The organism is Achromobacter pestifer, from assembly GCF_013267355.1.
In the GTDB taxonomy this organism is placed as follows: domain Bacteria; phylum Pseudomonadota; class Gammaproteobacteria; order Burkholderiales; family Burkholderiaceae_B; genus Achromobacter; species Achromobacter pestifer_A.
In genome coordinates this window covers 6825593-6848184 of sequence record NZ_CP053985.1, presented here as the reverse complement: position 1 = coordinate 6848184, position 22592 = coordinate 6825593, and the positions used below count along the sequence as shown (strand labels likewise).

Here is a 22592-nt window from a genome sequence, read left to right as displayed (position 1 = left end):
ACAGGCTGGGAAGAGGTGGGCGGCGCCACGGCGCCGGCAAGGGCATGAGAATCAGGTGAGGGCGATCTGCCTGAACGCAAGGGCAGATCGCAATACCCATCCCGCGGCCTGGCTGGCCGCGGGCGCACCGGCCGTCAGGCTGCGGCGCGTTCGGCCGCTTCGATGGTATTGACCAGCAGCATGGCAATGGTCATGGGGCCCACGCCGCCCGGAACGGGCGTGATGGCGCCGGCCACTTCCTTGGCCGAGGCGAAGTCCACGTCGCCGCACAGCTTGCCGTCGGCGCCGCGGTTGATGCCGACGTCGATGACGACCGCGCCGGGCTTGATCATCGAACCGTCGATCATGCCGGGCTTGCCGGTGGCGACCACCAGCACGTCGGCGCGGCGGGTCTGGGCCGCCAGGTCGCGGGTCTTGGAATTGCAAATGGTGATGGTGGCGCCGGCCTGCAGCAGCAGCATCGCCATGGGCTTGCCGACGATGTTGCTGGCGCCCACGATCACGGCTTCGGCGCCGCGCAGCGTCACGCCTTCCGCTTCCAGCATCTTCATCACGCCGTAGGGCGTGCAGGGACGGAACAGGGGCTGGCCGGTCATGAGCAGGCCGGCGTTGCTGATATGGAAGCCGTCCACGTCCTTCTCGGCCGCGATGGCTTCGATGACCTTGTGCGAGTCCATGTGCTTGGGCAGCGGCAATTGCACCAGGATGCCGTGGATGGTCGGGTCCTGGTTCAGGATGGCGATGCGGGCCAGCAGTTCGGCCTCGGTCATGTCCGCGGGGTACTGCTCCTTGACGGAATGCAGGCCGGCCTTTTCGCAGGCGGCAACCTTGTTGCGGACATACACCTGGGAGGCGGGGTCTTCACCCACCAGCACCACGGCCAGGCCGGGGCGAGCGCCCTTGGCGGCCAGGGCCGCAACGCGTTGGGCAGCTTCTTCGCGAATGCGCGCCGACAGGGCCGCGCCGTCGATAATTCTAGCGGTCATGCCGTCGCCTCGGGTTTGGCCAAGGCCACTTTCATCAAATCAGCTACGGTGGTCACTTCCAGTTTTTCCATGATGTTGGCGCGGTGCGCCTCTACGGTCTTGATGCTGATGCCCAGGTCGTCGGCGATCTGCTTGTTCAAGCGGCCCGCGACGATACGCTCCAGCACCTGCTGCTCGCGCGCGGTCAGGCGCGCCAGCATGGCTTCGTGGTCTTTCTGGGCCTGGTGCTTGCTCACGCGCTGCGTGGCCTGCTCCAGCATGCGCGCCACGATCTCGCGCAAGTCGGATTCATTGAAGGGCTTTTCCAGGAAGTCGACCGCGCCTTTCTTCATGGTGGACACGGCCATCGGCACGTCGCCGTGGCCGGTGATGAACACGATGGGCAGCGGGGCATTGCGGGCGATCAACTGTTCCTGCAGCTCCAGGCCGCTCATGCCGGGCATGCGCACGTCGGCGATCAGCACCCCGATCTGACCGGCGTCGTAGTCTTCCAGGAAGGATTCGCCACTGGCGTAGGCGCGGACGCGATAGCCATTGGCCTCCAACAGCCAGCGCAGCGAATCGCGGACCGCTTCGTCGTCGTCAACAATGAAAACCGTGCTCGACAGGTGGGGCGTGTTCATGCGTGCAACTCCTCGGACTGATCGTTCTGGGCCTGCGACTGGGGTGCAGCGCAGGGCAGGGTAAAGCGGAAAATGGTGCCGCCGGCAGGGTTGGGGTCTGCCCACAGGCGGCCATGGTGCGATTCAATAATGGTACGGCAGATGTTCAGCCCCATGCCCAGGCCCTGGGTCTTGGTGCTGAAGAAGGGTTCGAACAGGCGCTCGGGTTCGGCCAGGCCGTGGCCGCGGTCGACCACCGCGACCTCGATGTGCTGTTCATGCAGGATCACGGCGACCTTGAGTTCGTCGGATTCGCTATTTTCCATGGCCTCCAGCCCGTTCTTCAGCAGGTTCAGCAGCACCTGCTCGATCAGGATGGGGTCGGCCAGCACGTCCGGCGCGTTCGACGGCACGAAGCGGTCGATGCGGATGCGGCGCTTGCGGGCGTCGATCTCGGCGAAGCCGATGGCATTGTCCACGATCCGGCTGATTGCCACGCGCTGGCGGCGGGGCTCGCTGCGTTTCACGAATTCGCGGATGCGGCTGATGATCTTGCCGGCGCGCTCGGCCTGCGAGGCGGCCTTTTCCAGGGCCGGCAGCAGCATGTTGGGGCTGGTGTGGCCGGCCTTGACCAGGGCGACCGCGCCCATGCTGTAGTTGGCGATGGCGGTCAGCGGCTGGTTCAGTTCGTGCGCCAGCGACGAGGCCATTTCGCCCATGGTGGTCAGGCGGCTGGTGAGCTGGATCTTTTCCTGCTGCACGCGCGAGGCCTCTTCGTGCACGCGGCGCTCGGTGATGTCGCGCGCCACCTGCATGCGCACGCGGCGGCCGTCGGTCCAGGCCAGCATGCGGTGGTGCACTTCGAACCAGCGCTGCACCGACGGCGCGAAGACTTCCACGGATTCGTCGGTAAAACGGCCGCGGCGGCCAGCCAGCAGCTCGTCGTGGCCGCCGGTCTGGGCGCCGAACACGCGGCGGTAGGTGCGGTTGGCGAACAGCAGCTCCAGGCCGTCGTGGGTGTCGGCGGTGACCGAGATGGCGTCGTCCAGGCCTTCCAGCACCGTCATGAAGCGCTCGTGCGCGGCCGTCAGGGCCTCGCGGATGCGCTTGGGTTCGGTGATGTCGGTCATGGAGGTCATCCAGCCGATCTGGTTGCCGTTGGGATCCAGCAGCGGGGACACATACATGCGCGCCGTGAAGCGCGAGCCGTCGCGGCGCTGCGCCTCGACTTCCAGGCCGCTGCTGGGGGTCTTGCCGGACATCAGCACGTCCAGGGTGTGCTGATGCTGTTCGTGGCGGCCCGGCACCCAATAAGGGAAGGGCGGGCTGCGGCCGATCAGGTCGGCCTCGTTCCAGCCGATCATGCGGCAGAAGGCCGGGTTCACATAGGCGATGCGGCCTTCCATGTCGAGCACGCGCATGCCGGTGGACATGGAGTTCTCCATGGCGCGGCGAAAACCGGTTTCGGCGATCAGGGCAGCCTCGGCCGCCGAACGGAAGCGGGTATAGCGCCACAGCATCAGCAGGCTGATGACGATCACACAGGACAGGGCCAGCACCACCCAGATCAGGCGCTGCTGGCGCATTTCCTGGTCGATGGTGACAAACATGACACTGTCGTCATGGATGCGCTGCAGCCAGAAAAACACCGCCATCACACAGATATAGAGGATCAGCACCATTGCTGGCGTGATCCAGTACACCCCGCGTCGGCGATTGCGGGCGTGATCGTGGAACGGCGTAGGAATATTGGACTTGGGCGCGCTGGACATGGAATTCGGGCCGGATAGACCGCGCATTTTAGTGCGTGTTGGCAGGGATTTGCCGGGATTCGGCTCATCCTTTTGGAGTACCTGCGTAAAAGTATGACGCCAAAGCGTTCAGCTTGCGTTCATTTTTTCGTATTATGAAATGCCGTACCGCAACATGAAATTTTGCTTGCGACCGGTTACCCTTCTTTCTTAGAATGCCCGCTGATAGGGAACCGACCCAGTAGCAGGTCTCTAGAACAACCCGACCCCATGCCTTGCATGGTAGCCCGGATGATCCCGGCTACCATGCAATGTCCGCGAGTAGACAAATAAGCGGGTGCGGTCACGAACAATCCAACAGGAGACACACGATGTCCTCTTACGCCCAGGCTGGCGCCGTACAGGCTGCCAACGACGAAGACACCCTTGAAACCCAGGAGTGGCTCGAAGCCCTGGCGGCTGTCCTTGATCGTGAAGGACCGCAGCGCGCCCACTATCTACTCGAACGCCTGATCGACGAAGCCCGCCGTTCCGGCGCGCATATCCCGTTCTCGCCCAACACCGCCTACGTCAACACGATTCCCCCCGGCCTGGAGCCGGCCCACCCGGGCAACCTGGAGCTGGAATCGCGCATCCGCTCGTACGTGCGCTGGAACGCCATGGCCATGGTGGTCAAGGCCAACAAGCACAACCCGCCGGACGGCGGCGACCTGGGCGGCCACATCGCCTCCTTCGCCTCGCTGGCCACCATGATCGGCTGCGGCCAGAACCATTTCTGGCACGCCGAAGACGAAAATCACGGCGGCGACCTGGTGTACTTCCAAGGCCACACCTCGCCCGGCATGTACGGCCGCGCCTACCTCGAAGGCCGCCTGACCGAAGACCAGCTGAACCACTTCCGCCAGGAAGTGGACGGCAAGGGCCTGTCGTCCTACCCGCATCCGAAGCTGATGCCGGAGTTCTGGCAGTTCCCGACGGTGTCGATGGGCCTGGGCCCGTTGATGGCCATCTACCAGGCCCGCTTCCTGAAGTACCTGCACGCCCGCGGCATCGCCGACACCAGCAAGCGCAAGGTCTGGGTGTTCTGCGGCGACGGCGAAATGGACGAGCCGGAATCGCTGGGCGCCATCGCCCTGGCGGCGCGCGAAAAACTGGACAACCTGATCTTCGTGGTGAACTGCAACCTGCAGCGCCTGGACGGTCCGGTGCGCGGCAACGGCAAGATCATCCAGGAACTCGAAGGCGACTTCCGCGGTTCGGGCTGGAACGTGATCAAGCTGATCTGGGGCGGCTACTGGGATCCGCTGCTGGCGCACGACAAGGAAGGCATCCTGCGCAAGATCATGGAAGACACCGTCGACGGCGAGTACCAGGCGTACAAGGCCAACGACGGCAAGTTCGTGCGCGAACACTTCTTCGGCAAGCATCCGAAGCTGCTGGAAGCCGTGTCGCGCATGAGCGACGAGGATATCTGGCGCCTGAACCGCGGCGGCCATGACCCGCACAAGGTGTACGCCGCGTTCAACGCCGCCGCCACGCATGCGGGCCAGCCCACCGTCATCCTGGCCAAGACCATCAAGGGCTACGGCATGGGCCACGTCGGCCAGGCCAAGAACCCGACCCACCAGCAGAAGAAGCTGGAGCTGGACTCGATCCGCGAATTCCGCGACCGTTTCGGCATCCCGATCCCGGACGACCAGCTGGAAGACCTGCCGTACTTCAAGCCGGCCGACGACTCGCCCGAAATGAAGTACCTGCACGAGCGCCGCGCCGCGCTGGGCGGCTACCTGCCGCGCCGCCGCGCCAAGGCCGACGAGCATCTGACGGCGCCCGCCCTGGACGCCTTCAAGGCCGTGCTGGAGCCCACCGCCGAAGGCCGTGAGATCTCCACCACCCAAGCCTTCGTGCGCATCCTGAACCAGGTGCTGCGCGACAAGCAGCTGGGCCCGCGCGTCGTGCCTATCCTGGCCGACGAATCGCGCACCTTCGGCATGGAAGGCCTGTTCCGCCAGATCGGCATCTACGCGCCGGAAGGCCAGAAGTACATCCCGGTCGACAAGGACCAGGTGATGTACTACCGCGAAGCGGCCGACGGCCAGCTGCTGCAGGAAGGCATCAACGAAGCGGGCGCGATGAGCTCCTGGATTGCGGCGGCCACGTCGTACTCCTCGAACAACCGCATCATGATCCCGTTCTTCATCTACTACTCGATGTTCGGGTTCCAGCGCATCGGCGACCTGGCCTGGGCGGCCGGCGACATGCAGGCGCGCGGCTTCCTCCTGGGCGGCACCGCCGGGCGCACCACGCTCAACGGCGAAGGCCTGCAGCACGAAGACGGCCACAGCCACATCCTGGCGTCGACCATCCCGAACTGCGTGTCGTACGACCCGACCTTCGGTCATGAGCTGGCCGTGATCATCCAGCATGGCTTGAAGCGCATGGTGGAAGACCAGGAAAACGTCTATTACTACCTGACGGTGATGAACGAAAACTACCCGCAGCCCGGTCTGACCCAGGGCGACGAGGAAGGCATCATCAAGGGCATGTACAAGCTCAAGTCGCACGGCAAGGGCAAGAACCGCGTGCAGCTGATGGGCTCGGGCACGATCCTGCGCGAAGTCATGGCCGCGCAGGAACTGCTGGAAGCCGACTGGGGCGTGGCCTCGGACCTGTGGAGCGTCACCAGCTTCACGGAACTGCGCCGCAACGGCCTGGACGCCGAGCGCCACAACATGCTGCACCCCGACGAGAAGAAGCCGCAGGTGGCTTACGTCACGGAACAGCTGGCCAAGACGGAAGGCCCGATCATCGCGTCGACCGACTACATGAAGCTCTTCGCCGACCAGATCCGTCCGTTCGTGCCCAAGGGCCGCGAATACAAGGTGCTGGGCACCGACGGTTTCGGCCGCTCGGATTTCCGCTCGAAGCTGCGCGAGCACTTCGAAGTGGATCGCCACTTCGTCGTGGTCGCCGGCCTGCGCGCGCTGGCCGACGAAGGCAAGGTGCCGGTCGTCAAGGTGGCCGAAGCCATCAAGAAGTACGGCATCAATCCGAACAAAGCCAACCCGCAATACGCCTGAGGGTAAAGAGACATGAGCAACATCGTGCAAATCAAGGTTCCCGACATCGGCGACTTCAAGGAAGTGGAAGTCATCGAAGTGCTGGTGGCGGTGGGCGACACGATCAAGGCCGAACAGAGCCTGATCACCGTCGAATCCGACAAGGCCTCGATGGAAATCCCCGCGTCGCAAGGCGGCGTGGTGAAGTCGATCAGCGTGAAGGTGGGCGACAAGATTGCCGAAGGCACGGTCGTGCTGGAAGTAGAAGCGTCGGGCGCGGGCGAGGCTGCGGCCCCCGCGGCTGCGCCGGCCAAGGAAGAGGCTCCCAAGGCTGAAGCCAAGGCCGCTCCGCAGCAGGCAGTGGCTGCGGCTCCGGCCGCTCCGGCTGCCGCCAGCGGCCCGGTGAACATCGAAGTGCCGGACATCGGCGACTTCAAGGAAGTCGAAGTCATCGAAGTCATGGTCGCGGTCGGCGACACCATCAAGGCCGAGCAAAGCCTGATCACCGTCGAGTCCGACAAGGCCTCGATGGAAATCCCGGCTTCGCAAGGCGGCGTGGTCAAGGAAGTGAAGGTCAAGGTCGGCGACAAGGTTGCCAAGGGCTCGGTCGTGGTCGTGGTGGAGGGCGCCGCGCCCGCCGCCGCTGCCGCCGCGCCGGCTCCGGCCGCCAAGGCTGAAGCCGTCGCCGCGCCCGCGGCCAAGGCTGAGGTAGCAACGGCGCCTGCCGCGCAGCGTCAGGCTCCCGCCGCTGTGCTGGAAGACGCCAACCTCAAGCCGGGCCAACTCCCGCACGCCTCGCCTTCGGTGCGCAAGTTCGCGCGCGAACTGGGCGTGAACCTGAGCAAGGTCAAGGGTTCGGGTCCCAAGGAACGCATCACGGCAGACGACGTGCGCGGTTTCGTCAAGCAGGCGCTGGCGGCGCCCGCCGCAGCCGCTGGCGGTTCGGCCGATGGCGCCGCGCTGGGCCTGTTGCCGTGGCCAAAGGTCGACTTCACCAAGTTCGGCCCGATCGAAGCCAAGCCGCTGTCGCGCATCAAGAAGATCTCCGGCGCGAACCTGCACCGCAACTGGGTCATGATCCCGCACGTCACCAACAACGACGAAGCGGACATCACCGACCTGGAAGCGCTGCGCGTCACGCTGAACAAGGAAAACGAGAAGTCGGGCATCAAGGTCACGATGCTGGCCTTCCTGATCAAGGCCGTGGTCGCGGCCCTGAAGAAGTTCCCCGAGTTCAACGCCTCGCTGGACGGCGACAACCTGGTGCTCAAGCAGTACTACCACATCGGCTTCGCCGCCGACACGCCCAACGGGCTGGTGGTGCCGGTGATCCGCGACGCCGACAAGAAGGGCATCCTGCAGATCGCCCAGGAAATGACCGACCTGTCCAAGAAGGCGCGCGACGGCAAGATCTCGCCCGCCGACATGCAGGGCGGCTGCTTCTCGATCTCGTCCCTGGGCGGCATCGGCGGCACCTCGTTCACGCCCATCATCAACGCCCCTGAAGTGGCCATCCTGGGCGTGTCGCGCTCGGCGCACAAGCCCGTTTGGGACGGCAAGCAGTTCGTGCCGCGCCTGATCGTGCCGCTGTCGCTGTCGTACGATCACCGCGTCATCGACGGCGCCTCCGCCGCGCGCTTCAACGCCTATCTGGGCGCCTTGCTGGCCGACTTCCGCCGCATCGCGCTGTAAACGGGGAGCCCCATGAGCAATACCGTTCAAATCAAAGTGCCGGACATCGGCGACTTCAAGGAAGTGGAAGTCATCGAAGTGCTGGTCGCCGTGGGCGACACGATCAAGCCCGAGCAGAGCCTGATCACCGTCGAGTCCGACAAGGCCTCGATGGAAATCCCCGCGTCGCAGGGCGGCGTGGTGAAGTCCATCAACGTGAAGGTCGGCGACAAGGTCGCCGAAGGCACGGTCGTGCTGGAAGTGGAAGCTGCCGCGGGTGCTGCCGCCGCGCCCACCGCCAAGGAGGCCCCCAAGGCCGCCGAGGCGCCCAAGCAAGCAGCTCCGGCTGCGGTAGCCGCGCCCGCCGCGGCCAGCTTCAAGGGCTCGGCCGACGGCGAGTACGACATGCTGGTGCTGGGCGCCGGCCCCGGCGGCTACTCCGCCGCCTTCCGCGCCGCCGACCTGGGCCTGTCCGTGGTCCTGGTGGAACGCTACGACACCCTGGGCGGCGTCTGCCTGAACGTGGGCTGCATTCCGTCCAAGGCGCTGCTGCACAACGCCGCCATCATCGATGAAGCCCGCGAACTGGCTGCCCACGGCATCAGCTTCGGCGAGCCCAAGATCGACCTGGACAAGCTGCGCGGCTATAAGGACAGCGTGGTCGCCAAGTTGACCGGCGGCCTGGCCGGCATGGCCCGCGCGCGCAAGGTCACCGTGGTGCACGGCGTGGGCGAATTCGCCGACCCCAACCACCTGGCGGTCAAGTCCGCCGACGGCAAGACCCAGACCCTGCGCTTCAAGCAGGCCATCATCGCCGCCGGCAGCCAGTCGGTGAAGCTGCCGTTCCTGCCCCAGGACGACCGCATCGTCGACTCCACCGGCGCCTTGCTGCTGCGTGAAGTGCCGAAGAAGATGCTCATCGTCGGCGGCGGCATCATCGGCCTGGAAATGGGCACGGTGTACTCCACGCTGGGCGCGCGCCTGGATGTGGTGGAAATGCTGGACGGCCTGATGCAGGGCGCCGACCGCGACTTGGTCAAGGTATGGCAGAAGAAGAACGCCTACCGCTTCGACAACATCATGTTGAAGACCAAGACCGTGGGCGCGGAAGCCAAGAAGGATGGCATCTATGTCAGCTTCGAAGGCGAGGGCGCTCCCAAGGAGCCGCAACGCTACGACCTGGTGCTGCAAGCGGTGGGCCGCAGCCCCAACGGCAAGAAGATCGGCGCCGACCGCGCCGGCATCGCCGTGACCGACCGCGGCTTCATCGAAGTCGATCGCCAGATGCGTACCAACGTGCCGCACATCTACGCCATCGGCGACATCGTCGGCCAGCCCATGCTGGCGCACAAGGCCGTGCATGAAGGCCACGTCGCCGCCGAAGCCGCCGCAGGCCAGAAGTCCTTCTTCGACGCCCGCGTCATTCCGTCGGTGGCCTACACCGATCCGGAAGTGGCCTGGGTCGGCCTGACCGAGGACGAAGCCAAGAAGCAGGGCATCAAGATCGAGAAGGGCGTGTTCCCCTGGGCCGCCTCCGGCCGCGCCATCGCCAATGGCCGCGACGAAGGCTTCACCAAGCTCATCTTCGACGCGGAAACGCATCGCATCCTGGGCGGCAGCATCGTCGGCACCCACGCCGGCGACCTGATCAGCGAACTGGCCCTGGCCGTCGAAATGGGCGCCGACGTCGTCGACATCGCCAAGACCATCCACCCGCACCCGACCCTTGGTGAATCGGTGGGCATGGCGGCCGAAGTCGCCGAAGGCGTCTGCACCGACTTGCCGCCGATGAAGAAGAAGTAAGGCGGGGGCCGCTCCTGCGCGGGCGGCCCTTCATCCGCGCAACAAAAAAGCGCTGGCCCTGTATGGGAGCCGGCGCTTTTTATTGCTTGTTCGCGGCCAACGCAACAGCCGCCGCTATCTGGATGGCAAATTGCGTTAAGGGAGCGGAGACGGGGGTGGAAAAACCAGTCTTGCTGCGCCTGCGCTTCAGGCGTGTGTATTGATGCGCGAGCCCAGCGTGGCATCCACGGCCAGCACCGGCAGCGATTGCATCAGCGTCAAGGCCGTATCCGCTTGCGCATTGAGCGCCTTCTTCAGCACTCGGGTCTGCACTTCCTGCATGAGATTCGCGTCCTGCAAAGCCAGGGCGGTATTGACGGTACTGCTGATCGATGCGTCCATGCTCGGGTGTCCTAGTGTGTGGAAGGCGGCTCAAACCGACACCGGATTATCGCGTGGACTGCGCTGCAATGCACGAGTTTCGTGGCCGAAAACGCCGGCGTTCACGCCGCGACGGTAATCCCCGGCGCATGCGTGCGCCGCGCGGGCTCGACCACGATCTCCACATGCTGATCCAGCGACACCAAGGCCCGCATCAAGCGTTCCAGCGAGATGTTCTGCAGCTTGTAGCGACGAATCTGCGAAACCTTGGGCTGGGTCATGCCCGTAAGCGCTGCGGCTTCGATCTGGCTGAGCCCTCGCTGATCGATCAATTCATTGAGCTTGAGCGCCAGCGCCGCCTTGGCCGACAGTTCCGCGGCATCTTCGAAACCCAGGTCCAGCAAGACGTTGTCGGTGCCTGGGGAATGTTCTCTACGTGTCATTGCTTGCTCCCGCCGGATTCGTACCGGGCCAGTACCGCCTTCAAACGCCGCTGGATAAGCGCGATATCCGGCTGCGGCGTGGCGATGCCGGACTTGGACTTCTTCTGGAAAGCATGCAACACATGCACGGCGTCACCCACTCGTACGGTATAGACAGCCCGAAACGTATCGCCGAGATAGTCATCCACCAGCTCATGCACCCGCGGCCCCAATCCTTTCCAAGGCTTGGCCGAGATTGGCATGCCACCCAGCTGAACGACGAACAGCGCCACGCCCAGATCTTTCTGGACTTCGATGGGAAATTTCTTGAAGTCCTTCTTGCTGGCGCCTTCCCAGTGCAGCATCTTTCTATCCAAAATTATATCCGTTCGGGTATATATAGCAAGCCCCCACGATGCCCGCCAGGTACTGAAAGGCCAGGCGGAGCGATCTGGTAGGCGGGGATGCATGCAGGACAGGTGCATGGGCGAGTCTTGCCATGGCTGCGGGCGTAATAGCGGTGCAGCAGGCAGGATAGGCGTTCGCAGTCCGACGTTGTGGCGGACAGGGACGGTTTAAGCACTGACCGCGGGAGGGGCGGACTGTAGTCTGTTGCGACTGGTTTGGATCCCGGCCGGTGCAGGCCGAGGCAGACTCAGACCTGTTTCAGCCTATGCAAAGGCTCCGGCGCAGCAGGGAAGGCGCATGCGGGCGTCCTGAATGAACACCCGCGCCTTCACGGCCGGTTCGGGCATTCCTTGATGGTGCCCCACGCGCGATTAGGCTCGCAGAACTGCTTGCGTGCGGCCCAGGCGCAGTCGGGTCGATCAAAAAACCCCAGCGTTGCGCAACGCGCCAACTCGTTTTTCAACTCGCCTACCCAGGCCGTGGGATCTTCGGCGGGGATCTCGGTCACGCGCAGGGTGGACCTGGGTGTGGCGCTCGGCGCGTCAGCCGTGTTCGCCGCCGTGCGCGGCGCTGCTGGTTGCTCATGCTGCGCAGGCGAGGCAGGTTGTGGTTCGGCAGGCGCCGGCTCCGGCGCGGGGCCGGACTCAGGTTGAGTTGCCGCAAGATCCGAACCCGAATCCGAGCTCGAATCTGGAATCGGTACCGGCACCGCCACCGATGTCAGTTCGGGCTGACTGAATACAGGTTCCGTGTTTGGCATCGGTGCGGGCGTCAGAGGCACCCGTACCGGGCCGGCAGCCGTGGCGCCGGAAACCGCCGTATTTGGCGAACTCCAAGACACCACCAGCAGCACCAGCGCACCGTAGATCGCCAGCGTATACAGCACGGTCAATGTGACATAACCCACACGCTTACCCGTGATCGGCCTTGCATCCTCGCGCCCCACCAGCTTGCGCCAGCCCACTAGCGCAGCGCCAGGCGCCGAAATCAACCACCAGAACATCCGTCGCAGCGGACCGGGTTCCTGCGGGGCGGGCGCGGCCTGCGCCTGCGCCACCAACAATTCGCGCAAGGCGCGGTTTTCTTCGCGCAGACGCAGAGTCTGCTCATCCATCGGCGCCTGAGTATCTGGATCCGGGGTGCTGCCGTGCTGCGTAGCGAGTGGATCGGGGGGCGTCGCGGTCATGTTGTGAAAACTATGGATACAAAATCGTGCAGTCGCGAGTATGAGGCAATCGGGGCAAGTGAAAAAGGGGAATAGTCTGAAAAAAAGGGCCTTGATTGGGACTCGGACGCCCCTGGGGCTGTAACACTCCCTGAGTGTTCCGCCATACTGCGGCTCGGGCGGACGGTCAATGGCTCGGCGCCACCGCGAGTCCTGGCTAATACCCGTCGTTTTGGCCGCTATTCGCGGGATTTTCTTGACGATAGGGCTGTTAACGTGGCCGCTCCATTTTTCCGCCCATGCTTTCAGGAGTTCCCGTGGACGCCACCATCCCCGTTTCGTCCGACGACGACAGCGCCAACCAGGAAATCGCTCGCCAGTACGACGAGCGGCCATATGCCTCGGAGGCGTTTTTCTATTCCTCCCCCGCGCATATCCAGGCAGTCGCGCATTTGTACGGCGTGGCCGCGCCTGCGCCCCATCGCGCGAGGGTACTGGAGATCGGCTGCGCGGCAGGCGGGAACCTCCTGCCATTCGCGCTGGCCTATCCCGATGCGGAAGTGGTAGGCGTCGATCTGTCGCCGGTGCAGATCGAGGCGGGCCGACGGGTGCTAGCGCGCACGGGCGTGAAGAACTTGACGCTGCATGCCATGAGCCTGACCGATATCGGGCCGGAGTTCGGCAAGTTTGATTACATCATTGCGCACGGCGTTTTCAGCTGGATCCCTCCGGCTGTGCGCGAAGCGCTGATGAAGCTGTGCCACACCAACCTGACTGACGAAGGCGTGGCCTACATCAGCTACAACACGTACCCAGGCTGGAAGGCCGGAGACATCATTCGGGATGCCATGACTTTGCATGTGCATGGACTGACCTCAGGCAAGGAGCGTGTGGAGTCGGCTCGGGCGGTGATCAACATGTTCAAGCAGGGGACGGCAGGCAGCAATACGCTGGGCGCGGCGCTCGGCAAGATCATTCATTCCCTGGATCGCTTGCCAGACTATTACCTCGAACACGAATACCTTGAGACCTTCAATTCACCGTGCTACCTGGTCGAATTTGCCGACCTCGCCATGCGCAGTGGGTTGGACCATATGGGAGATGCCCAACCCCAGCTGGAAATCTCGGCAAACTACGGGCAGAACGTGCAATTGAATCTGAGCCTTACCGCAATTGGGCAGCCCAGGTTGGTCCGTCAGCAATACCTGGATTTTCTCGTTGGACAGAACTTCCGTAAGAGTCTGTTGGTGCAGCTCGCGCGCCAAGCCGAAATGCTGCATCAGCCAGACCCAGCTCGAGCCAGCGCGCTCCGCCTGGCTGCGCACTTTGACAAGGTGGATGCACCCGCCGATGTTTCCTCCCAGAATGGCGAGCAATGGTTGCGCGATCAGAATGGAGTCATGCTGTGCGCCGACAATGCGGCAACGTTGGCCGTCACGGAACTGCTGTCGCAGGCATGGCCTCGCTCGTTGACGGTCGTAGAGATTGTTGATCGTATCGACTTGCCCGCTACCGACATCGAACGAGCCTGGCTGCATCTGGTCTCCGTCGGGCGGGTATTGCTTGCGCAGGACCAGACTCCCTACGATGCCATACCGCAAGACATGGCACCCAGCTTGATACCCGGTATCGTGGCGTTGCTTGATGCAAAGGCTGGGGATGATAGCCAAGTGGCGCCTTCGAACCTCTGGCATTGCCCCGTGTACTGGACTCCTGATGCCGTGCAATTCTGGACCATGCGTCAGATGGACGGCCAGCGTAACGAGGCCGCGTTGAGCAAGCTGCTACGCGATGCATGGCAACAAGGGATTGTGTCGGGCCCCAATGGGGAAAGCTTGACGGGCCAACGCAACCTTGACGCCTTGGCACAGCGTTTCATCAGGGCGCTATTGGAAATCTTGCGTCGTCACGCGTTGCGGCTTTCCTGAGCGCGTCTACCGTCAGATCAATCCAGCGCCTCTACCATGAGGCGCTTTTTTCATGGATGCTCTCAACGAAAAAACGCCCGCGCGGTGAGGCGGCGGGCGTTTCGTTGCCATAAGCCGGCAGGGCGTGCGCCCATCCGGCATTTGGTTTTGGTGCTTAGCGCAGCAGCGACAGCACGTTCTGCGGAACCTGGTTGGCCTGGGCCAGGACCGAGGTGCCGGCCTGTTGCAGGATCTGGTTCTTGGTCATGTTCGACACTTCGGTCGCGTAGTCCGAATCTTCGATGCGCGAACGGGCTGCGGACAGGTTCGTGATCGTGTTGTTCAGGTTGGCAACGGTCGATTCGAAGCGGTTCTGCAGGGCGCCCAGCGAGCTACGCAAGGAATCAACGCTCGCCAGTGCGCTGTCCATGGTAGCCAGCGCGTTGGTGGTCGAGCCTTGCACCAGCGAACCGAAGCTGAGCGTCTTGCCATCGGGGGTGAACGTAGCGGTGCCCGCCGTTGCGGTGAAATCAGCCTTGGCCGGATCCAGAGCGACGTAGTAGGAGCCGGTCTTGGTGGCATCGATGTTGAAGCCGGATGCCTTCAAGGCTGCCGATTCAGTAGCGCTGGCAGGAGTGATGTTCACCTTGGCGAACCAATTGCCCGAGTCGTCCTGATAGGCGTCCGCTTCCAGGGCGACGCTACCGGCCACCACGCCCAGGCGGGCGCTCAGGTCGGCTGCAAACGAGCCGGGAGCGACGGCGACCTTGGTAACCGCGGTGCTGTCACCATAGTTGGCCTTGATCTGCGCCTTCTGCGCTGCGCTTACGCCGTCGAACTTGGTGGCGGCACCCTTGACGCCGTTGACGTTGAAGCCTTGCAGGCCCAGCGTGGACGCGGTGATTTCCTTCAGGTCGATGTCGATGGTTTCGCCGTCGTTGGCGCCGACTTGAATCTTCAGGGTGCTGTCCTTGGCCAGGACCTTCACGCCGTTGAACTGGGTCTGGGCCGACACGCGGTCGATTTCTTCCAGGCGCTGCTTGATTTCGTCCTGGATCGAGTTCAGGTCGGTGCCGGAGTTCGTGCCGTTGGTGGCTTGCACGGACAGCTGGCGGATGCGCTGCAGGTTGTTGTTGATTTCGTTCAGCGCGCCTTCGGTCGTCTGAGCGATCGAGATGCCGTCGTTGGCGTTGCGAGCGGCTTGGGTCAGGCCCTTGACGTTGGCGGTGAAGCGGTTGGCGATGGCTTGGCCAGCGGCGTCGTCCTTGGCGCTGTTGATGCGCAGACCCGACGACAGACGCTCGATGGCGCTGCCCAGAGCCGATTGCGACTTGTTCAGGTTGTTTTGAGCAACCAGCGAGAGATAGTTGGTATTGATGACTGCAGCCATGTTCAGGCTCCCAAGAGAGAAAGGCTTCTTCAAACTGGGCAGCAAGGCCGCCCACTGGTGTTAACGGGAAAGTTCGTTGACTTGGTGTCTAGGAATCTCTCCGTTGCCAGGATTACGGCAGTCCAAAATCAATCTTTAGCGCTATTTCGCGAAAGTCGACATTTTTCTTTCTGTCCGAAGGGAGGGGGCCGTTGCCTGGCCTGCGGCCCAGCTGCTCAAGTCGCTGCGGCCATATGGTGTAAGCGCGCCCGTCGTCCTCATCCCTGCACCCAGAAGCATGTACAGAGCGCATTTCCACGGTCCTTCATGCGTGGCGGGCACACGATGTAAAACGGACGCGAGGTGCGTCCGTCATGTTCAGGGCCTTTGGTGGCCAGGGCTGTCGCGGCAAGGGCGTCCCGGCACGTGCCGAGCTTGTGCCTATCTATATCACCTGTGCAATCTGCCCGTCCTGGGGCAACTCGTGCCACGCCTGTTCCTTCAGCTTCGCCCGTATCCGTGCCGTCGCCTGCGACCTCAGTTGGCACACCCGCGCTTCGGTCACATTCAGGATTGCGCCGATCTCCTTCAGGTTCAGCCCCTGTTCGTAACAAAGCGACAACAGCAGCTTTTCACGCTCGGGGAGGGCGTCGATGGCGTGGATCAGCGCCTGGCGGAAGTCGCCGGCCAGCAGCGAATCCAGCGGATTGCCGCCGGCGGCGCCATGGTTCAGCGTGGCGGCCCAGTCGGATTGGCCGCTGGCAGAGTCGGGTTCGGTGGTGAAGTCCTCGTAGTGCACGATCTGTACGCCCTGGGCGTCGTGCAGCAGCGATTGGTACTCGTTCAGCGGCATGTCGAGTTGTTGCGCGATTTCGGCTTCGCTCGGGGCGCGCATCAAACGCTGCTCCAGCTGCTGGATGGCCTGTTCGATCTTGCGCGCCTTGGCGCGGACGCTACGGGGCAGCCAATCCTGGCCGCGGAGTTCGTCCAGCATCGCGCCGCGGATGCGGGTGGTGGCGTAGGTCTCGAATTGGGCGTCGGGGGTTTCCTGATAGCGGCGCACGGCGTCGAGCAGGCCGATCATGCCGGCCTGTATCAGGTCGTCGAGTTCTACGCTGGCGGGTAGCCGGGCGAGCAATTGCAGGGCCAGCTTCCGCACTAGCGGGGCATAGTCGACCAGGCTGTCATCTGCGTGAGGCATTGCGGGAATGTCGGGCGGTGTCCATCGTGGCGCGTTGTTGGCTGTTGTCAATTTGCGACATTGTCGACAAACGCGCGGCTGCGCTGAAGCTAGGTGGATTCAGTGATCTGCAAGGTGCCATTGTCGGCAAACAACACCGTTTCATTCCTCAAAGTACGCAATGTTTTGAATGCTTATTTGCCAAATTGACGTAAATTTGTCTGAAATTTATATGTCAAGGTGTATCGAAAGCGGTAAGTTGCGCAACATCAACAAAGTTTTGTCATATAAGTCATAGAAAATGACATCAGCTGTGGTAAATTTTACTTAAATTGCGAACAAATGATACATTTCGCATCAATGCAGGATGTATCGAACGTAAAGGCGCCGGAATTCCGGTGCTTTTGCTTACACAAGCCCCCATCGGCGGGATAGGGAATAGGGAGTTGGGCGTGCAACAAGTCGAAAATTCATTGCTGACAGACATTCGTGAAGTGAATCTGTCCTATTTGTTACTGGCGCAACGCATGCTGCGCGACGACTACGCGGCGTCGATGTTCCGCCTGGGATTCAGCAATGAGGTCGCTGACATCCTCATGCGCCTATCGCCGGCGCAATTGGTCAAGCTCGCAAGCTCCAGCTCGCTGCTGTGCCGTTTCCGCTTCGACGACTACAGCCTGTTGTCCGCGCTGACCCATGACGTGCTGGGCGGTGCGCTGCAGCAAGCGCATGCAACCATTCTGCTGGCCAAGCAGCCTGTCGAAGAATTGGCCTGACGGCCTGATCATTCCATCCGGAAGCACGTGTAATGGCCACCAAGAGCGTTTCGCAGGAAGCGGATGACATCCTGCTTGCCAGCTCCATGATCACTTTGGGAGCTCGGCTGCAGGTGCTGGAGGCTGAAACCAGCCTCAGCCATGACCGCCTGGCGCGCCTGTACCGCGAAATTCGCGGCTGCTCGCCACCCAAGGGCATGCTGCCTTTTTCGGTCGACTGGTTCATGACCTGGCTGCCGAACATCCACTCCTCGCTCTTTTACAACGTGTATTCGTTCCTGAATACGCGTACCAGCAGCAAGGGCATACGCGCCACCATCGACGCCTATCGCCTCTATCTCGAAAACGCCGGCATGGATGCCGCTGAAAGCACGGAACCCGTCCTGAGCTTCACGCGGGCCTGGATGCTGGTGCGTTTTTTCGACAGCGGCATGCTGCAAATGTCCGCCTGCCGCCAGTGCGGAGGCCATTTCATCGCTCACGCCCACGATCCTCAATCGGATTTCGTGTGCGCGATCTGCCGGCCGCCACCCCGCGCCGGCAAGACCCGCGCCGCGGCCAAGGCGCGCGCCGGCACCCGCCCCGCGCCCGTCGCGAACACCGCCCGGCTCTGACCGGCGGTATCCAAATACATCAAAAGCCCTGGAAAACCCCCCGTAACCCGCCTTTTTGGGTCGAGGGGAACAGGGGATCATTGACGCCGGTTTTAGACTTCGTTGGCAGGGGCCTGATGTGTTGATTGTTATCGGTTTTCTCGTGGTGAGCGTGTCGGTCGTCGGCAGCTTCATAGCGCTGGGCGGCCACTTGGGCGCGCTGTATCAGCCGTTCGAGCTCACGCTGATTTTCGGGGCGGCTTTCGGGGCTTTCCTCGCCAGCAACAGCAAGAAGTCGCTGATGCTGGTCAAGGCCGCGCTGCCTGACTCGCTGAAAAGCTCGCGCTACGGCAAGGACGTATACATGGAGCTGATGGCGCTCTTGTACGTGCTGCTGAACAAGGCGCGCCGCGAGGGCCTCATGGCCATCGAATCGCATATCGAGGATCCGGAATCCAGTCCGATCTTCAGCGAATATCCCCGCATCGCCAAAGACGCCAAGCTCATGGAGTTCATCACGGACTACCTGCGCATCATGATCAGCGGCAACATGAGCTCGTTCGAAATCGAAACGCTCATGGACGAGGAAATCGAGACCTACCGCCATGAACGCGAGGTTCCCGTGCGCGCCCTGCAACAAATGGCCGACGGCCTGCCGGCCTTCGGCATCGTGGCGGCGGTGCTGGGCGTGATCAAGGCGTTGGCCGCGGTGGACCAGCCTCCGGCGATCCTGGGCGACCTGATTTCCAAGGCCATGGTGGGCACGTTCCTGGGCATTCTGCTGGCCTACGGCTTCGTGGGGCCCTTGGCCTCGCGCATCGACCGCCGCAGCGACGAAGCCACCAAGGTGCTGGAATGCATCAAGACCACGTTGCTGGCCAGCATGAACGGCTATCCGCCGCAGTTGGCGGTGGAATTTGGCCGCAAGGTGCTGTTCTCGGCCGTGCGTCCGACCTTCGGTGAGCTGGAAGAACACGTCCGGCAAGCCAAGTCCACAGCCACCGGCAAGGCCTGACGGAGCGGGCCATGAGTACGGTAAACAACCACCGCGTGGTGATCCGTCGCAAGAAGGGTGGGCACGGCGGCGGGCATCATGGGGGTAGCTGGAAGATTGCGTACGCCGACTTCATCACGGCGATGATGGCGTTCTTCCTGGTGATGTGGCTGATCAGCATCGTGCCCCGAGAAGAGCTCAAGGGCATCGCGGAGTACTTTCGCATGCCGTTGCGCGTCGCCATCGCGGGCGGGCCTAGCAGTTCGGCCGAGACCAGCGCGGTGCCGGGCGGCGGCAAGGACCCCTTGCGCAGCGAAGGCGACGTGCGCCGCGCGCAGGGTAACCGCGTCGAGGCGCAGCCCATGGGCGACGCCGAGCGCCGCGAACAGCATCGCCTGGAAAACCTGAAAAAGCGGCTTGAGAACGTCATCGAGACCAGCCCGGTGCTGAAGAGCTTCAGGCCGCAGCTGCTGATCGACCTGACCACTGAAGGCTTGCGCATCCAGATCATCGACAACCAGAACCGTCCAATGTTCGCCACCGGCCGCGCGGATGTGCAGCCCTATATGCGCGACATCCTGCGGGAACTGGGGCCGGTATTGAACGAATTGCCCAACAAGGTCAGCATATCCGGCCACACCGACGCGTCGCAGTACGCCCGTGGGGAGCGCGCCTACAGCAACTGGGAACTGTCGGCCGACCGTGCCAACGCATCGCGCCAGGAGCTGGTGGCCGGCGGCATGAACGAAAGCAAGGTCCTGCGCATCCAGGGGCTGTCGTCCAGCATGAGCCTGGTTAAAGATGACCCGTATGCAGCCGTTAATAGACGCATCAGCCTAGTGGTGCTCAACCAGAGCACTCAGCGGCGCATCGAAAACGAGAACGCCGCGGCTGCGGACGTCAGCGCCAAGGATGCCCGCGAGGTGGGAACGGCAGTGGAAGCGGCGCAAGCCGCCGCCCAGGCCACGACGGCAACCAAACCAGGCGAGGCGGAGAGCAACCCGTCCGCCGAAGGGGTTCGATAGCAATGGCGGCAACGATTCTGGTGGCGGACGACTCGGCGACGATGCGGATGATCGTCCAGGCGACGTTGACGGGTGCGGGATGGAAAGTCTTGACGGCCGGCAACGGCCAGGAAGCGCTGGAAATGGCCAGGCGCCATCAGGTGGACCTGGTGGTCAGCGACTGGAACATGCCGGTCATGGGCGGTCTGGAGCTGATTCAGGGTTTGCGCCAGGAAGACGAGTACCTGGACGTCCCAGTGCTGGTCCTGACCACCGAGGATGATGTGGACAGCAAGATGGCCGCCCGGGATCTGGGGGTCTGTGGCTGGCTTTCCAAGCCGGTCGACCCCGATGTGCTGGTGGAATTGGCGTCTGAACTGCTCGACGAGCAGGCCGGCGCGTAAGCAGATTCATTTTTGAAGGCGTACGGGCCATGAGTTCTGGTTTGGACCTCAGTCAGTTTTACGAGACCTTTTTCGACGAGGCGGACGAGCTGCTCGCGCAGATGGAGCAGCTGCTGCTCGAGCTCGATGTGGGCGCGCCCGACATCGAACAGCTCAACGCGATTTTTCGTGCGGCCCACTCGATCAAGGGTGGGGCGGCGACGTTCGGCTGCTTCACGCAGCTGGCGGGCACGACCCATTTGCTGGAAAACCTCCTGGATGCGATCCGTCGCGGCGAAATGGCGCTGCGTACGGACATGATCGATATTTTCTTGGAAACGAAAGACGTGCTCAAAAGCCAACTGGATGCCTATCGGGCCTCCGAAGAGCCCGATGAAGCCGTGTTTGAGCGTATCTGCGCCGTTTTAAGGCAGCTTGCGCTGGAGCATAAGGATCCCGCCGCGGCGGCTGAGGCTCCGGCAGCGGCGGCCGTCCCGGCTCCGGCGCCGGTCCCTGCGCCAGTGGCCGCAGCGCCTGCGCCGCAGGCCCAGACCGTGGAAGCCGGCAGTCTGCCGTTGCGCGTGCGGATTACCAAGGTCTCGGATAAGGATGCAGCTTCCCTACTCGAAGAGATGGGCAATCTCGGCAACGTGAAGGCCAGCGAACACGCCGGCGGCGCGCTGACCGTGTGGATGGAAAGCACCTGCACGCCCGACGATATCGAGGCCGTGTGTTGCTTCATCATCGACGGCGACCAGCTGGAAATCAGCCGTGAAGCAGCGCCCGCGGGAGCTCCTCAGGCTGCAGCCGCGCCTGCCGCGGCGCCGGCAGCGGCTCCGGCGCCCACTCCCGAGGTGCCCGCGGCAGTCGAACCGACAGCTTCCGCCGAGGCGGCCACGCAGGCAACCCGCGCCGCGCGGCCTGCCGCGTCTGCTCCGGCGCATGCTGACAAGGAATCCACCTCGATCCGCGTCGGCGTCGAGAAGGTCGACCAGGTGATCAACCTGGTGGGCGAACTGGTCATTACCCAAGCCATGCTGGCGCAGACGGCTTCCACGCTGGATCCGGTACTGCACGACCGCCTGCTCAACGGCATGGAACAGCTGGAACGCAATGCCCGCGACCTGCAGGAAGCGGTCATGTCCATCCGGATGATGCCAATGGACTACGTGTTCAGCCGCTTCCCGCGTTTGGTGCGCGACATCGCCGGCAAGATGGGCAAGCAGATAGAACTGCAGACCTATGGTCGGGCGACGGAACTGGACAAGAGCCTGATCGAACGCATCATCGATCCGCTGACCCACCTGGTGCGCAACAGCCTGGACCACGGCATCGAGACGCCCGAAAAGCGCGTCGCGGCTGGCAAGGATCCAGTCGGCCAACTGGTGCTCTCCGCCCAGCACAACGGCGGCAACATCGTCATTGAGGTCAGCGATGACGGCGGTGGCTTGAGCCGCGAAAAAATCCTGAAGAAGGCGATCGCGCAGGGCCTGCCGGTAAACGAGAATTCGCCGGACGACGAAATCTGGCAACTGATCTTCGCGCCAGGTTTTTCCACCGCCGAAAAGGTTACCGACATTTCGGGCCGTGGCGTGGGCATGGACGTGGTGCGCCGGAACATCCAGGACATGGGCGGCCATGTCCAGCTGTCTTGCGAACCGGGCCACGGCACCACGACGCGCATCGTGCTGCCGCTGACGCTGGCGATCCTGGACGGCATGTCGGTGCGCGTCGGCGAGGAAACCTTCATCCTGCCGCTTAACCACGTTACCGAATCGCTGCAACCCACCAATGACCAGATCTATTCCGTGGCCGGCAACGAGCGCGTGATGCAGGTGCGTGGCGAATACCTGCCGCTGGTCGAGATGCACCGGGTGTTCTCGGTGGGCGGCGCCCAGACCGACCCCACGCAGGCGATCGCGGTCATCATGCAGGCCGAGGACCGCCGTTTCGCGCTGTTGGTGGATCACCTGATCGGCCAGCACCAGGTCGTGGTGAAGAATCTGGAATCGAATTACCGCAAGGTGCCGGGCATTTCCGCCGCCACCATCCTGGGCGATGGCAGCGTGGCCCTGATCGTCGACGTATTTGCGCTTGCGCGCGCCAACCGCGAGCGTTGGTCGCAGCCCGAAGCCATTCTGAATTGATGGAGAAATAAA

19 protein-coding genes are annotated in these 22592 nt (G+C 63.1%); 10 read left to right on the top strand and 9 right to left on the bottom strand.

The annotated features are described in order from the left end of the window. Positions 1-134 precede the first annotated feature (134 nt). From folD to FOC84_RS32195, 3 genes are read right to left on the bottom strand one after another with little or no spacing between them, the layout of a single operon-like run. On the bottom strand, positions 135-986 hold the full coding sequence (gene folD, locus FOC84_RS32205) for a bifunctional methylenetetrahydrofolate dehydrogenase/methenyltetrahydrofolate cyclohydrolase FolD (protein ID WP_173149511.1): 852 nt from the start codon (positions 984-986) through the stop codon (positions 135-137). Next, a complete protein-coding gene (locus FOC84_RS32200; RefSeq protein ID WP_088140080.1) occupies positions 983-1609 on the bottom strand; it encodes a response regulator transcription factor in 627 nt (208 codons plus the stop codon). Before FOC84_RS32200 ends, folD begins: the two co-directional genes overlap by 4 nt. Further along, positions 1606-3360 (bottom strand): PAS domain-containing sensor histidine kinase, encoded by a 1755-nt coding sequence (locus FOC84_RS32195; protein ID WP_173149509.1) that lies wholly within the window; start codon positions 3358-3360, stop codon positions 1606-1608. The genes FOC84_RS32200 and FOC84_RS32195 overlap by 4 nt, the downstream gene beginning before the upstream one ends. A gap of 350 nt (positions 3361-3710) precedes the next feature. On the opposite strand from FOC84_RS32195, the gene aceE reads away from it, so the two are divergent. The 3 genes from aceE to lpdA are packed head-to-tail and all read left to right on the top strand — an operon-like array spanning position 3711 to position 9872. Beyond that, positions 3711-6419 carry a pyruvate dehydrogenase (acetyl-transferring), homodimeric type gene (aceE, locus tag FOC84_RS32190; protein WP_173149507.1) on the top strand — a complete coding sequence of 903 codons (2709 nt, stop codon included), beginning with the start codon at positions 3711-3713 and terminating at the stop codon, positions 6417-6419. A 12-nt stretch (positions 6420-6431) separates the two neighbouring features. Further along, positions 6432-8090, top strand: a complete 1659-nt coding sequence (gene aceF / locus FOC84_RS32185) for a dihydrolipoyllysine-residue acetyltransferase (RefSeq protein ID WP_173149505.1) — start codon at positions 6432-6434, stop codon at positions 8088-8090. A gap of 12 nt (positions 8091-8102) precedes the next feature. Continuing rightward, on the top strand, positions 8103-9872 hold the full coding sequence (gene lpdA, locus FOC84_RS32180) for a dihydrolipoyl dehydrogenase (protein ID WP_173149503.1): 1770 nt from the start codon (positions 8103-8105) through the stop codon (positions 9870-9872). A 186-nt stretch (positions 9873-10058) separates the two neighbouring features. Here the strand turns inward: lpdA and FOC84_RS32175 are convergent, their stop codons facing one another. From FOC84_RS32175 to FOC84_RS32160, 4 genes are all read right to left on the bottom strand, one after another. Next, entirely contained in the window at positions 10059-10253 is a 195-nt protein-coding gene (locus tag FOC84_RS32175) for a YjfB family protein (protein WP_173149501.1), read from the bottom strand. Between the two features lie 101 nt (positions 10254-10354). Beyond that, complete coding sequence (locus tag FOC84_RS32170; RefSeq protein ID WP_173149499.1) at positions 10355-10675, bottom strand: helix-turn-helix domain-containing protein; 321 nt, start codon at positions 10673-10675, stop codon at positions 10355-10357. Beyond that, positions 10672-11019, bottom strand: coding sequence for a type II toxin-antitoxin system RelE/ParE family toxin (locus FOC84_RS32165; protein WP_438800856.1), 348 nt, complete (start codon positions 11017-11019; stop codon positions 10672-10674). Before FOC84_RS32165 ends, FOC84_RS32170 begins: the two co-directional genes overlap by 4 nt. Positions 11020-11390: 371 nt before the next feature. Next, positions 11391-12176, bottom strand: coding sequence for a hypothetical protein (locus FOC84_RS32160; RefSeq protein ID WP_254241846.1), 786 nt, complete (start codon positions 12174-12176; stop codon positions 11391-11393). 368 nt (positions 12177-12544) lie between these two features. On the opposite strand from FOC84_RS32160, the gene FOC84_RS32155 reads away from it, so the two are divergent. Continuing rightward, a complete protein-coding gene (locus FOC84_RS32155; RefSeq protein WP_173149495.1) occupies positions 12545-14155 on the top strand; it encodes a methyltransferase regulatory domain-containing protein in 1611 nt (536 codons plus the stop codon). A 154-nt stretch (positions 14156-14309) separates the two neighbouring features. On the opposite strand, the gene FOC84_RS32150 is transcribed toward FOC84_RS32155, so the two are convergent. Both FOC84_RS32150 and FOC84_RS32145 read right to left on the bottom strand, forming a co-directional pair. Beyond that, positions 14310-15524 (bottom strand): FliC/FljB family flagellin, encoded by a 1215-nt coding sequence (locus FOC84_RS32150; protein ID WP_173149493.1) that lies wholly within the window; start codon positions 15522-15524, stop codon positions 14310-14312. 424 nt (positions 15525-15948) lie between these two features. Further along, positions 15949-16704: an RNA polymerase sigma factor FliA gene (locus tag FOC84_RS32145; RefSeq protein WP_173149491.1), complete on the bottom strand. Its 756-nt coding sequence runs from the start codon at positions 16702-16704 to the stop codon at positions 15949-15951. 431 nt (positions 16705-17135) lie between these two features. Here FOC84_RS32145 and flhD point away from each other — a divergent pair, with 431 nt between their 5' ends. The 6 genes from flhD to cheA all read left to right on the top strand — a co-directional run bounded on the left by flhD (position 17136) and on the right by cheA (position 22580). Continuing rightward, on the top strand, positions 17136-17459 hold the full coding sequence (flhD, locus tag FOC84_RS32140; RefSeq protein WP_013393369.1) for a flagellar transcriptional regulator FlhD: 324 nt from the start codon (positions 17136-17138) through the stop codon (positions 17457-17459). A gap of 32 nt (positions 17460-17491) precedes the next feature. Continuing rightward, positions 17492-18073: a flagellar transcriptional regulator FlhC gene (flhC, locus tag FOC84_RS32135; protein WP_173149489.1), complete on the top strand. Its 582-nt coding sequence runs from the start codon at positions 17492-17494 to the stop codon at positions 18071-18073. A 118-nt stretch (positions 18074-18191) separates the two neighbouring features. Then, positions 18192-19067, top strand: a complete 876-nt coding sequence (motA, locus tag FOC84_RS32130; protein ID WP_088156912.1) for a flagellar motor stator protein MotA — start codon at positions 18192-18194, stop codon at positions 19065-19067. Positions 19068-19078: 11 nt separating this feature from the next. Then, positions 19079-20071 carry a flagellar motor protein MotB gene (gene motB / locus FOC84_RS32125; RefSeq protein WP_173149487.1) on the top strand — a complete coding sequence of 331 codons (993 nt, stop codon included), beginning with the start codon at positions 19079-19081 and terminating at the stop codon, positions 20069-20071. A 2-nt stretch (positions 20072-20073) separates the two neighbouring features. Then, positions 20074-20454 (top strand): response regulator, encoded by a 381-nt coding sequence (locus tag FOC84_RS32120; RefSeq protein ID WP_088140093.1) that lies wholly within the window; start codon positions 20074-20076, stop codon positions 20452-20454. 29 nt (positions 20455-20483) lie between these two features. Further along, a complete protein-coding gene (gene cheA / locus FOC84_RS32115) occupies positions 20484-22580 on the top strand; it encodes a chemotaxis protein CheA (RefSeq protein ID WP_173149485.1) in 2097 nt (698 codons plus the stop codon). The last annotated feature ends 12 nt before the right edge of the window (positions 22581-22592 follow it).